Source organism: Phascolarctobacterium succinatutens (genome assembly GCF_023497905.1).
GTDB lineage: Bacteria > Bacillota > Negativicutes > Acidaminococcales > Acidaminococcaceae > Phascolarctobacterium_A > Phascolarctobacterium_A succinatutens.
Genome location: NZ_CP097284.1, coordinates 1795962 through 1808932, shown reverse-complemented (window position 1 = coordinate 1808932; position 12971 = coordinate 1795962). Strand labels below are relative to the sequence as shown.

Annotated in this window: 11 protein-coding genes and 1 tRNA gene; 9 read left to right on the top strand and 3 right to left on the bottom strand. The window is 45.8% G+C overall.

Going from position 1 to position 12971, the window contains the following annotated elements; translation table 11 throughout:
- Positions 1 to 81: 81 nt before the first annotated feature.
- Together M5E81_RS08575 and M5E81_RS08570 are read left to right on the top strand one after the other, a co-directional pair.
- Positions 82 to 885: an undecaprenyl-diphosphate phosphatase gene (locus M5E81_RS08575; protein ID WP_009145431.1), complete on the top strand. Its 804-nt coding sequence runs from the start codon at positions 82 to 84 to the stop codon at positions 883 to 885.
- Positions 886 to 961: 76 nt separating this feature from the next.
- Positions 962 to 1037 (top strand) — tRNA-Thr (locus tag M5E81_RS08570).
- A 102-nt stretch (positions 1038 to 1139) separates the two neighbouring features.
- On the opposite strand, the gene M5E81_RS08565 is transcribed toward M5E81_RS08570, so the two are convergent.
- Positions 1140 to 2423: a dicarboxylate/amino acid:cation symporter gene (locus M5E81_RS08565; protein WP_009145432.1), complete on the bottom strand. Its 1284-nt coding sequence runs from the start codon at positions 2421 to 2423 to the stop codon at positions 1140 to 1142.
- A gap of 378 nt (positions 2424 to 2801) precedes the next feature.
- Here M5E81_RS08565 and guaA point away from each other — a divergent pair, with 378 nt between their 5' ends.
- The 6 genes from guaA to rpmA all read left to right on the top strand — a co-directional run bounded on the left by guaA (position 2802) and on the right by rpmA (position 7941).
- Positions 2802 to 4355 carry a glutamine-hydrolyzing GMP synthase gene (gene guaA, locus M5E81_RS08560; RefSeq protein WP_009145434.1) on the top strand — a complete coding sequence of 518 codons (1554 nt, stop codon included), beginning with the start codon at positions 2802 to 2804 and terminating at the stop codon, positions 4353 to 4355.
- A 224-nt stretch (positions 4356 to 4579) separates the two neighbouring features.
- Entirely contained in the window at positions 4580 to 5332 is a 753-nt protein-coding gene (locus M5E81_RS08555; RefSeq protein WP_249747296.1) for an EFR1 family ferrodoxin, read from the top strand.
- Between the two features lie 121 nt (positions 5333 to 5453).
- The gene (locus M5E81_RS08550) at positions 5454 to 6869 is read left to right on the top strand and encodes an Rne/Rng family ribonuclease (protein ID WP_009145436.1); all 1416 of its coding nucleotides are present in this window, start codon (positions 5454 to 5456) and stop codon (positions 6867 to 6869) included.
- 129 nt (positions 6870 to 6998) lie between these two features.
- A complete protein-coding gene (gene rplU, locus M5E81_RS08545; protein WP_009145437.1) occupies positions 6999 to 7310 on the top strand; it encodes a 50S ribosomal protein L21 in 312 nt (103 codons plus the stop codon).
- A gap of 5 nt (positions 7311 to 7315) precedes the next feature.
- Positions 7316 to 7642 carry a ribosomal-processing cysteine protease Prp gene (locus M5E81_RS08540; RefSeq protein ID WP_009145438.1) on the top strand — a complete coding sequence of 109 codons (327 nt, stop codon included), beginning with the start codon at positions 7316 to 7318 and terminating at the stop codon, positions 7640 to 7642.
- A gap of 5 nt (positions 7643 to 7647) precedes the next feature.
- The gene (rpmA, locus tag M5E81_RS08535; protein ID WP_021720615.1) at positions 7648 to 7941 is read left to right on the top strand and encodes a 50S ribosomal protein L27; all 294 of its coding nucleotides are present in this window, start codon (positions 7648 to 7650) and stop codon (positions 7939 to 7941) included.
- A gap of 111 nt (positions 7942 to 8052) precedes the next feature.
- On the opposite strand, the gene M5E81_RS08530 is transcribed toward rpmA, so the two are convergent.
- Both M5E81_RS08530 and M5E81_RS08525 read right to left on the bottom strand, forming a co-directional pair.
- Positions 8053 to 9240 (bottom strand): iron-containing alcohol dehydrogenase, encoded by a 1188-nt coding sequence (locus M5E81_RS08530; protein ID WP_009145441.1) that lies wholly within the window; start codon positions 9238 to 9240, stop codon positions 8053 to 8055.
- A gap of 190 nt (positions 9241 to 9430) precedes the next feature.
- Complete coding sequence (locus M5E81_RS08525) at positions 9431 to 10363, bottom strand: DMT family transporter (RefSeq protein ID WP_249747295.1); 933 nt, start codon at positions 10361 to 10363, stop codon at positions 9431 to 9433.
- A 473-nt stretch (positions 10364 to 10836) separates the two neighbouring features.
- Between M5E81_RS08525 and nrdD the strand changes: the two genes are divergently transcribed.
- The gene (gene nrdD / locus M5E81_RS08520; protein WP_249747294.1) at positions 10837 to 12963 is read left to right on the top strand and encodes an anaerobic ribonucleoside-triphosphate reductase; all 2127 of its coding nucleotides are present in this window, start codon (positions 10837 to 10839) and stop codon (positions 12961 to 12963) included.
- The last annotated feature ends 8 nt before the right edge of the window (positions 12964 to 12971 follow it).

The window sequence follows — 12971 nt, the reverse complement described above, 5'->3', positions numbered from 1 at the left end:
AAAAATAGTGATATTTCATTGCAGTTAAGCGTGATTCAGAGTATAATAAAAAGGCTTAGTGTTTGCGAAAGGGAGTAAATCATGGACTTAAATTTAATTGCCGTTATTGTGGGTATTGTCGAAGGTCTGACAGAATTTTTACCGGTTTCTTCTACCGGACATATGATTATTGTCGGTCACGTGTTGGGCTTTGAAGGCCAGCTGGCAGATGTTTTTGATGTCTTTGTACAGTTGGGCGCTATCCTGTCTGTAGTATTTATTTACAAAGAGCGTTTTGCCAGATTCTTTACCAAAGATGGCTGGGATATAAATAAGGGACTTTCTGTCTGGCATGTAGCTGCCGGTATCGTACCGGTTATGCTGGTAGCCTTCTTCCTGTATCACTATATCAAGGAGTATCTGTTTTCTCCTTTTACGGTAGCAATCGGTCTTTTCCTGGGCGGTCTGCTGCTGATGTTTGCGGAATATAGAACTAAAGGCCGCGAGGCTGAACTGGTGGATGATGTTGATAAAATTTCTATCCGTCAGGCAGTATGGGTTGGTATTTATCAATTTCTTTCCCTGTGGCCGGGTTTTTCCCGCAGCGGCAGTACTATTGCCGGAGGATTGCTTGTTGGCCTGACTCGCAGTGCTGCAGCAAACTATACATTTGTGATTGCTGTACCCTTGATGTTTGTGGCCTGTATTTATGATTTGCTCAGAAACCTCCAGTATCTTTCTGCCGGTGATATGCAGGTATTGGCAATAGGTTTTGTTGTATCCTTTATAGTTGCTTATATTTCGGTATTATGGTTCCTGAAATTTTTGCAGAATTCCAAGCTGACCAGCTTTGCGGTTTACAGGATACTGCTGGCCGGTGTAACCTACTGGTATTTTTACATGTAAGCTTGCTCTAAAATCTTTGCTTGTGAAAGTATTGACAAAACAGGCTTTATCCTTTATAATAATAAAAGAATTTTGTGCTGGCATAGCTCAATTGGCAGAGCAGCTGATTTGTAATCAGCAGGTTGTGGGTTCGATTCCTATTGCCAGCTCCAGTGAATTTTTCGCCGTTAGATGTTTATCTGACGGCGTTTTTGTTTTCCTGCAAAAAAATAACTGCTAATTCACAGCGAATTAGCAGTTATTTGCTTTATGGCTTATTCTTCTTCGGCAATTTTACCTTTGAGGTCATGGTCGGTCATTGCGCAAACGCAGGAGTCGGACCAAACGTTTTCTGCGGTTTCAACCATATCGATGATGGTGTAAATCGGCAGGATGATACCCATGATGCCGATAGGAGCGCCGATGCCGCTCATCAGAGACAGGGTGAGGAAGTAGCAGCCCATCGGTACGCCTGCGTTACCAACAGCAGCCAGTACGGATACCAGCAGCCATGTCAGCATGGTGGACATGGACAGCTCGAAGCCTGCGTTCTGCATTACGAAAATGGAGGTAATCAAGATGAAGGCAGCGCAGCCGTTCATGTTGATGGTGGTGCAGATAGGCAGTACAAAGCGGGAAACAGCTTTGTTAACCTTCAAGTTTTGTTCAGCGGAAGCCATGGTTACAGGCAGGGTGCCTGCGGAGCTCTTGGTGAACAGAGCAACAGCGACTGCCGGAGACATTTTCTTGAATACATCAATCGGGTTCAGGCCTCTTGCCAGCAGGAAGATAGGCAGAACGATGAAGAACTGAACACAGTTACTGGCCATGATAACCAGAGTGTATTTGCCCAGAGCGCCAACGATTACGCCGGCTTCAATCTGTGCGGAAAGCTGACCTGCGAATGCCAGAATACCGAGAGGCAGTATGAACAGCAGCGCTTTAATAAGAGTGAACAGCAGCTCCTGGAAGCCTAATACTGTTTTCAGCAGAGCTTCTCTGTTTTCGGTTTTAGGCATGAATGCCAGACCTAAGCCCATAGCAGCAGCAATCAGCATTACGGAAAGTACGTTGCCTGCGAGGAACGGCTGCAGCATGTTGTTAGGAATAACATTTAAAATGTGGTCGTAGTAGCTTAACTTGCCAAGATTTTGCGGTACATTGGACATGCCGCTGCCAATAATTTCTGCCGGCAGGTTGCCGGGAGCTACCCAAAGATAGATAGCAAGACCGATGCCTGCTGCACAAACAGTAGTCAAAAAGGTATAAACTACGGCGTGAGCAAAAATTTGGCCGGTTTCTTTTTTGCTTCCCAAAGCAGCCAATGTAGTGATTACGGCTAAAGCAATGGTCGGTACGGCGATAAATTGGAAGAGGCGTGTATAAACGGTAGCGATGAAATTGAATAATTCATTCAGGGGTTTAATTCCCATGTAACCGAGAATGGCACCGACTACCAATGCGCCCATCCATAGAATAAATTGACTTTTGTTGTTTTGTGATTTGTTTTGATTTATCACTTTTTGTGCTAAATCCTTCACATCTGCATTTTGCTGCATTATATCCCTCCTAAAATAGGTGCTGTCAGATTTTTTAGAATTTCTGTCAGCTAATACTCCCTAGGTAGCCTTGTGACATACCTAAAAAATATTATAGCATTTTCTGAAAGATTTGTAAATTTCAATTTAGCAGTCATTAATGATATTTGAATATGGGATGTTTGTGTTTAAGCTTACTGTTATTTATTGCAGCAAAGCACATTTTAAGAGCAGTAGGATGTATACTTCTGCCAAAACAAGACGTTATGACGCTGAAATAGCATTTTCATTGCATTTTCATGCCGTTTATGGTAATCTATAATATATTAAAAACGTATAATTTTTTACATAACTGCTATATAAGCAGCATGTTTATTTTTGAAGGAGAGTGAAGGATTGATGCAAAATAATGCACAAGAAATGGTGCTCGTAATTGACTTCGGCGGGCAGTATAACCAGTTAATCGCAAGACGCGTACGTGAAAGCGGTGTGTACTGCGAAATCGTATCCTATAAGCATAGCCTGGAAGCAATTAAGGCTAAAAATCCTAAGGGAATTATTTTTACCGGCGGTCCTAACAGTGCTTATCTGGAGGATTCTCCTACTATTGATCCGGAAATCTATACTTGGGGCGTACCTGTTCTGGGCATTTGCTACGGCAGCCAGCTGATGATGCATATGCTCGGCGGTCATGTATGCGTAGCTCCCGAGCGCGAATACGGAAAAACCGTTGTCGACCTCGACACCACCAGCCCGATGTTCGCCGGTCTTTCCGAGAAGAATGTTTGCTGGATGAGCCATAACGATTATATCGAAACCGCAGCTCCCGGCTTCAAGATTGTTGCCAGCACCCCGAACTGCCCGGTTGCTGCTGCTGAAGATGCAGCCCGTAAATTATACTGTGTACAATTCCATCCCGAGGTTCTGCATACCGAAAACGGCACCAAGATGCTGAGCAACTTTGTTTACAATGTTTGTGGCTGTGCAGGTACCTGGAAAATGGATTCCTTCGTAGAGCAGACTGTTGCTGAGCTGAAAGAAAGAATCGGTGACGGCAAGGTTCTGTGCGCACTCTCCGGCGGTGTTGATTCCAGCGTTTGTGCCGCTATGCTGGCTAAGGCTATCGGCAAACAACTGACCTGCGTATTTGTAGACCACGGTCTGCTGCGCAAAAACGAGCGTGAAGAGGTTTGCGCTGTTTTCGGTGAAGGCGGTCAGTTCGATATCAACTTCATCTGTGTTGATGCACGCGAGCGCTTCTACAGCAAGCTGGCAGGCGTAACTGCTCCGGAAGGAAAACGTAAAATTATCGGTGAAGAATTCATTCGCGTATTTGAAGAAGAAGCTAAGAAAATCGGTGCTGTTGACTATCTGGCACAGGGCACCATTTATCCTGACGTTGTAGAAAGCGGCCTCGGCGGCGAATCTGCAACCATTAAGAGCCATCATAATGTCGGCGGTCTGCCTGACTTTGTTGATTTTAAGGAAATCGTTGAGCCTCTGCGTGACCTGTTCAAGGATGAGGTTCGTCAATCCGGCCGTGAGCTTGGCCTGCCTGAAAATCTGGTAGCACGTCAGCCGTTCCCGGGCCCCGGTCTGGCAATCCGCATCATCGGCGATGTAACTCCGGAAAAGGTTGCTATCGTACAGGATGCCGATGCAATTTATCGTGAAGAGGTAGACAAGCTGCCGATGAGCGAGCGTCCGAGCCAGTACTTTGCAGCTCTGACCAATATGCGCAGTGTCGGCGTTATGGGCGACGAGCGTACCTATGATTATGCTATCGCTCTGCGTGCGGTAACTACTACCGACTTCATGACTGCAGAAGTAACTATGCTGCCGCCGGCAACTATTACTACTGCTGCTAACCGTATCGTCAATGAGGTTAAGCACATCAACCGTGTACTCTTTGACTATACCACCAAACCGCCTGCTACTATTGAGTTCGAATGATTTCTGATACACTATAACAGTAAAAATTAATCCCTTAGCTGTGGGGATAAAACTCATAGCTAAGGGATTTTTGCGTTTGTACATATTTATGCGCTGGCCATATCCTGCTTTTTGTTTTACAATAATATCAAGTGATGCATAATTATTGCTTAAGAGAAAAAAGTTTTCGAAGAAGCTACAGTTAAAATGATTATAAGCATGTGCAAAGCAAAGGAGGACGAAAAATGTCAGATAAAATGGAGGTTTATTATTTCAGTCCCACGGGAGGAACAAAAAAGGTAAGCGATATTTTTGCCGCTGCCGTAGGCAAAGATGCAGTATGGCATGATTTGAGAGATAAGCAAACGCCGACGAAGCAACCGCAGGGTGAGCTGATTATTGTTGCAGCGCCTGTATTTGCAGGACGAATTCCTTCTGTCGTGCGTGAAAAAATAAAAACGCTTGCCGGTGAGGGGAAGAAGGCCGTAACTATCGCTGTTTATGGTAACAGAGCTTATGAGGATGCATTGCTGGAGATGAATGACATTCTGATTCAAGGCGGCTTTACGGTAATAGCATCAGCTGCCTTTGTGGCGCAGCATTCTATTGTGCCGGAGGTTGGCGCCGGCAGACCTGATGCGGAGGATATAAAAGAAATCCGTGCATTTGCCGAAGCAGTGAAGAGCAGCACTTCCGCAGAAAATGTTCATGTTCCCGGTAATCGCCCCTATAAGCCGGAGATGAATGTGGCGGCAGCGCCGCTTTCTTTGCCAACGTGTACATCATGCGGAGCATGCGCAAAAATCTGCCCGACAGATGCTATATCAAATATGGACGGCAAGATGGCTACGGATGCAGCAAAATGTATTCTTTGCATGGCTTGCATCCATGCGTGTCCTAAGCAGGCAAGAATTCTTCCGCCTCCCTTGCAGGAGAAAACAGATAATATGCTTGCTGCATTCAAGGCTGCCAGAAATAAAAATGAAACCTTTTTCTAAGAGCTTTTGCCTATATGCGCTTTAATGGATTTTTAACATACAGAAATGCCGTTGCTTTTGCCAGCAGGCGTAATTTATGCTACAATATAATATCATGATTATTTAAGAGCGGAGAGTAGCGATGATAGCTAAAATAATTATAAGCGCCAACGAAGACGAAAACCGTATGGGGTTGCTGGAAAACGGAATATTGATGGAATATCTGGTAGAGCGCAAGGAAGAGCAGCATCTTGTAGGCAGTGTATTTAAGGGAAAGGTATGCAATGTAGTACGTGGCATTCAGGCTGCCTTTGTTGATATCGGTCTGGAGCAAAATGCTTTTCTGTATTTAGGTAATAAAAAGGACGTTACCGAAGGTCAAAGCCTGATAGTGCAGATATCTAAGGATGCACGCGGTACCAAAGGTCCTACTGCTACCCGCGAAATTACCTTGCCCGGACGCTATGTTGTACTGCTGCCGCAGGCAGATTATGTGGGTATTTCGCGTAAGATTACCGATAAGGAGGAGCGCGAGCGCCTGAATACGATTTGCGAGGGTGTACGTCCTGTCGGTATGGGGATTGTGGTGCGCACGGCGGCGACCGGTGTTGCGCGTGAGCTTCTGGAGCGCGACGTGCAGGAGCTGGCGGCTGACTGGAAGGTGCTGGCGGCGCGTGAGCGTGTAGCGAAGGCTCCCTGCCTGCTGAGGCGTGAGCTTGATCTGCCAATCCGTATTGTGCGCGATTATCTGCGTCCGGAGCTGACAGAAATCGTGATTGATAATCTGCCGATTTATAAGCGTGTAGAGGAGCTGTTGGCCGAGATGCCGCAGGCACAGGATATCAGGGTAACGCTGTATCAGGGCCTGGAGGATATCTTTGAATATCATAAGCAGGGAGAAGCGGTTGCCGGCATCAGCGACAGACAGGTGACTTTGCCGAGCGGCGGTTACCTTGTTATCGACCACACCGAGGCAATGACGGTTATTGATGTTAACAGCGGCAAGTTCAGCGGACGCGAAAATCTGGAAGAGACGATAATGCAGATTAACCGCGAAGCGGCGCTGGAGATTGCGCGTCAGCTGCGTTTGCGTGATATTGGCGGCATTATCGTAGTAGATTTTATTGATATGCATACCGACAATCACAAAAGAGAGATTATAAACTCTCTGCAGCAGGCGCTGAAGGGTGATAAAATGCATCCCAAGGTGCAGGATATCACGGTGCTGAATCTTGTAGAGATTACCAGAAAAAAATCGCGTCAGAATTTATCAAGCGTACTATACACTCCCTGCCCGGTATGCAACGGCAGCGGACGTGTGCAGAGCAGAGAAAATCTTTCTTTGGAAATTAAGCGTCGTCTGCGTACTTTGCTGAAGCGTCGCAGCAGCTCAAAGAATCTTTTGATTACAGCTAATCCCTGGCTGGCAGAGTGGCTGGTGAGCAAGGATTTGCGTGCCTGGGAAAGAGAATTGGCCTGCACTCTGAAGGTTGAGGCAGATGCTTCACTGCATGTAGAAAGTTTTATGATTTTAGATAACAGTGGTGTTGACAAATAGCAGACATTAAGGTAAAATATTCCAGTATGGACTGATTTGGTCCGTCCCCAACCGCGCAGAGAGGTTCTGAAAATCCCTGGCGTCAGGGTACCGTATTTGGCGAGTCTATCATTAAGGGAGGTGCAATAGATGTACGCAATTATCAAAACCGGTGGCAAACAATACCGCGTAAGCGAAGGCGAAACTCTGCAAGTTGAAAAACTGAACGCAGAAGTTGGCGCTGAAGTAGTTTTTGAAGAAGTTCTGACCGTTGTAAATGATGCTGATGTTAAGATTGGCAAGCCCGTAGTTGAAGGTGCAAAAGTTGTTGCTAAAGTTGTTGAACACGGCAAAGCAGACAAAATTTTCGTTTTCAAATACAAAGCTAAATCCAACTACCGTAAACGTCAAGGTCATCGTCAACCGTTCACTACTGTTGAAATCACCGCTATTAACGCATAATTTTTATGGTAAGTGTTGATTTATTCAGGAACAGGCAGGGTATGATTACCGGCTATAAGGTTAGTGGTCATGCTGGCTACAGTGAGGAAGGCTCAGACATTGTCTGCAGCGCGGTTTCCGCTCTGACACAGGCTCCCTTGCTTGGCTTGGAGAAACATTTGAAACTCAATCCGTCCTATGTAGTTAATCAGGAGGACGGAATCTTCGAGGTAGCATTGAACAGTGCTCCTACCGACCTGACAGAGGCTATATTGCAAACCATGATTTATGGAGTGGAATCAATAGCGCGTCAGTGTCCGCAATATGTTCGCATTCAAGAACATAGGAGGTGAAAGTAATGTTTGAAATTATTCTGCAATTACATGCACATAAAAAAGGTACTGGTAGCTCCCACAACGGTCGTGACTCTAACGCACAACGTCTGGGTACCAAAGCTCATGACACCCAGCTGGTAACCGCTGGCAGCATCATCGTTCGTCAACGTGGTACTAAATTCCATCCGGGCAACAATGTTGGCATGGGCAAGGACTACACTATTTATGCTAAGGTTGAAGGTCGCGTTAAATTTGAACGCAAAGGCCGCGACAAACGCCAAATCAGTGTATATCCTGTTGAAGAAGCAGCAATGTAATCTTCATAAAAATTACTCCGTAACTCTCGGGTTACGGAGTTTTTTGTGTTTCCGGCACTAGATGAAAAAATGCTTCCCCGCAAAGGGAAGCATTTTGATTTTAGTAACAGGTTATTTTGCCGCACGGTAGATATTTTCCATATCTCCGATAGTCAGAACTTTAAACTGGCCGATAGTGCGCGTATTCATAAAGCTGCATTTATATGCCAGCTCTTTGATTTCATCTTCTGTGAGGTCCTTGCCGATAAGCTCGTGAATGCTGGTGGGCATACCGATATGGTGAAAGAAGCTTTCCATTGCAGCAATGCCTTCTAAAGCTGTAGCCTCGGGATTACGGAAGTTATAGGGAATATGGAAAACATTGGTTGCCAGCTGTGCAAAGCGGCCGACATTTTCTTTATAGACATAGCGTGCCCAGCTGCCCCAGACTGCTGCCAGACCTGCGCCGTGAGCAACGCCGAACATGCTGCTCAGCTCGTGTTCTAGCTGGTGGCAGGACCAGTCACCGAAGGTGCGGTCACCGGTGGTTTCGTTGTGGGACAGGGTACCGCTCCACATGATTTCGGCGCGGGCATCGTAATTATCCGGTTCTTTGAGTGCAATTTTAGCATAGCGCATAACATTGCGCAGCAATGTTTCGGCAATACCGTCGATTAGTGCCAGCTGATGTGTGGCAGGAGCGGTAAAATAACGCTCCAAGGTATGTACCATGATATCAGTGCAGCCGCTGGCTGTCTGGTAGGCAGGCAGGGTATAGGTAAGCTCAGGGTTCATAATAGCGAATTTGCAGTAGCCGTAATCGGTAGAAAGACCGCGCTTGAGCATGCCGTCTTCGTTGGTGATAACGCTGCAGTTGCTCATTTCGCTGCCTGCTGCCGCAATAGTCAGCACTGCGCCGAGCGGAGCGCAGGCGGTAATCTCTTTTTTCTTAGCATAATAATCCCACACATCTCCGGGGTTGGCAAGACCGTAACCAATGCCCTTGGCGCTGTCGATAACACTGCCGCCGCCGACTGCGAGAATAAAATCAACGTTTTCCTCACGGCACAGTTCTACGCCCTTTTTAACCATGGAAAGCTGCGGATTAGGCACAACGCCTCCCAACAGTACGTATTCCAGGCCTGCGTCCTTCAGGCTGGCGCAGACGCGGTCCAGCAGACCGCTTTTCTTGGCGCTGTGGCCGCCGAAGTGTACAAGTACCTTGTGGGCACCATAATATTTACACCATTTACCTGCTTCGTTTTCGGTATTTTTACCGAAGATTATTTGTGTAGGTGCGTGAATCTGAAAATGATCCATAATATCAGCTCCTTGCCAGTAATAATTTCTCAATGGATAAAAGAATAACAAAAAGACTGCCTGAGGTAGCAGGCAGTCTCTCGCAAAACAAAATCCGGAGAGGACTGACATACAGCTATCAGGAATCTCTCTTACTTTGCTTATTATAGGAAATTATTTTTTCTTTGTCAATTTATTTTAAGTGTAAGGCTTAGCGCTTCTTTAATCCCAGTATTTCTTCCGGCAGCTGTGCCAGCGTAATAGCTGCAAATACCAGAGCACAGCCAAAGATTTCACGGCTGCTCATAGCCTGTCCCAAAATAAGCCAGCCGCTTACCAGTGCGAAGGCTGATTCCAGACTCATCAGCATGCAGGCAACCAGGGAGCTGACATGTTTTTGGCCGACAATCTGCAGCGTGTAGGCTACACCGCTGGACATGATACCGGCGTAGGCGATAGGTGCCCAGCCTGCAATAATATTGCTCATGGATGGTGTTTCGAAAATAAACATCAGCACACCGTTGACCACGGTGCAGGTCATAAATTGTATGAGTGACAGGCGCACGCCGTCAAGATTTTTAATGATATTTTCTATGGCGATAATCTGTGCGGCAAAGCAGAAAGCGCAGATGAGGGTGTATAAATCACCTTTGTTGATAGAGAAGCCTTCGTTGATGCAGATGAAGTACATGCCTACGGCTGCTACGACAACGCTGAGACCCTGCAGCAGGGAAACAGAGCGACGATAGAAGATATAGCTCAAAACAGGTACCAGAATGATATAGAGTGCTGTAATAAAGCCGCTTTTGCCTACGGTAGTGTACATTATGCCAAGCTGCTGGAAAAAACACGCGAGTGAGAGGAACAGGCCGCAGGTGATGCCGCCCTTAAGCAGACGTTCTTTATAAATAGGGTCATCACTGCCTAAAACAGTAAAGCGCTTACCTGCCGCTTTGTCGAACAATAGGCAGCAGCCGAACAAAAATATAGTAGCCAAAACACTGCGCGCGCAGTTGAAGGTTAACGGTTCGGCGTAATTGCCTCCGACGCTTTGCGCGATAAAGGCAGTGCCCCAGATAAAAGCACACAGCGTGAGCATGAGAACGCCGCGAGTACTATGATTATTTGCTGATGAATTATGCATAAACAACACCCCTATAACAAAACAATAAGATGAAAATTATTATACCATATTTTGCAGTGCGTGTACAAAGGTAACAGCTTGAAAAAACGCCGTCAGAGGGATAATTTTGAGTTGCTTTTCTGCGGAACATTTCCTCTTGCAGGACTTTTTTGTAAAGCAATTAGCTGAAAACAGAAAAAATAAAGCTAAGTGCTAAATTGGCGAAAAAATCGTCTACAAAGAATTTTATCAACATATTGATGAATTTATCTTTGACACCTACGATATATTGTGGTAGAATAAAGCTACAGAAAATGCTGCGCTTAACCGTAGCTGTTTTTTATGATAAAGACAAGGCTTTGACTGTTACGGTCAGAGCCTTGAATAACGTATAGGTGTATTTTAAGAATAACTTATGGAATTTTGTTCTTAGTTCTTATACGAAGATATGAATTTATAACTTTAATTTTTACAGGAAAGGATGCTGACAGGTTATGAAAGTTATTAAACGCGATGGCACAACAGTAGATTTTGATGCCGCAAAAATTGTCGTTGCTATTCAAAAAGCCAATGCTGCCGTGGAACCGGAATTTCGTATTGAGGAGGATAAAATCCAGGAAATTGCGGATAGCGTACAATCTCGTAACCGCATGCGTCTGCTTGTAGAGGATATTCAGGATATGGTAGAGCATAGCCTGATGGATGCCGGTAAGTTTGAATTGGCAAAGCAGTATATTATTTACCGTTATAAACGTGCTCTGGTGCGTAAGGCCAACACTACCGACGATTCTATTCTGTCCTTAATCCGTAACAGCAATAAGGACGTTATGGAAGAAAACAGTAATAAAAATGCAACGATGGCTGCTACTCAGCGTGACTTGATTGCCGGTGAGGTTTCCAAGGACCTGACGAAGCGTATTATGCTGCCGGCAAAGATTTCGAAGGCGCATGAAGAGGGCGTGCTGCATTTCCATGATGCCGACTATTTTATTCAGCCTATTTTCAACTGCTGCCTGATTAATATCGGCGATATGCTGGATAACGGCACGGTTATGAACGGCAAAATGATTGAAAGTCCTAAGAGCTTTCAGGTTGCCTGCACCGTTATGACACAGATTATTGCTTCTGTTGCTTCTAGCCAGTACGGCGGTCAGTCTGTTGATATCCGTCATCTGGGCAAATATCTGCGTAAGAGCTACGAAAAGTTCAAAAAGGGTATTATGGAGGCCGCTGAAGGCAACATTGATGAGGAAACTCTGGAGCGTCTGACAAACGAGCGCCTGCGCTACGAGCTGAAGGGCGGCGTACAGACTATTCAGTATCAGATTAATACCTTGATGACCACCAATGGTCAATCTCCGTTTGTTACCCTGTTTTTGAATCTGCAGAAGGATGATCCGTATCTGAAGGAAAACGCCATGATTGTGGAAGAAATTCTGCGTCAGCGTCTGCAGGGCATTAAAAATGACAAGGGCGTTTATGTAACCCCGGCCTTCCCGAAGCTGGTTTATGTTCTGGATGAGCATAACTGCCTGAAGGGCGGCAAGTACGATTACATTACACGTCTGGCAGTAAAATGCAGCGCTAAGCGTATGTATCCCGATTACATCAGCGCTAAGAAGATGCGTGAAAACTACGAAGGCAATGTTTTCTCCCCGATGGGCTGCCGCAGCTTCCTGTCTCCCTGGAAGGATGAAAACGGTAACTATAAATTTGAAGGTCGCTTCAATCAGGGCGTAGTTTCTCTGAACCTGCCGCAGATTGGCATTGTTGCCAAAGGCGATGAGCAGAAGTTCTGGAAGCTGTTGGATGAGCGTCTGGAGCTGTGCTTTGAAGCACTTATGTGCCGTCACAATGCGCTAAAGGGCATTAAGAGCGATGTCAGTCCTGTACATTGGCAGTACGGTGCTATTGCCCGTCTGGGTAAGGGTGAAACAATAGACAAGTATCTGGAAAACGGTTATTCTACTATCTCTCTTGGCTATATCGGCCTCTATGAGCTGACCAAGCTGATGAAGGGCGTAAGCCATACAGATCCTGCAGGCAAGGATTTTGCTCTGCGCGTTATGAACCGTCTGCGCGGTGCCTGCGATAAATGGAAGGCACAGACAGGTCTGGGCTTCGGTCTGTACGGTACACCGGCAGAAAGCCTTTGCTACCGCTTCGCACGTATCGACAAGGAACGTTTTGGCACGATTGAGGATGTTACCGATAAGGGTTACTACACTAACTCCTATCATGTTGACGTACGTGAGAAGATTGATGCTTTCAGCAAATTTAAATTTGAAAGCCAGTTCCAGAATATTTCCTCCGGCGGTGCGATTTCTTATGTAGAAATTCCTAATATGCGTCACAACACCGAAGCATTGGAAGAGGTTGTCAAATTCATTTATGACAACATCCAGTATGCGGAGTTTAATACTAAATCCGATTACTGCCATGTTTGCGGCTTTGACGGTGAAATTACCATTAATGATGATAATGAGTGGGAATGCCCCGCATGCCACAACAAGGATCACTCCAAGATGACGGTTATCCGCCGTACCTGCGGTTATCTGGGAGAGAACTTCTGGAATGTAGGCAAGACTAAGGAAATCAAAGCCAGAGTAATGCATCTGTAATTTGCGAG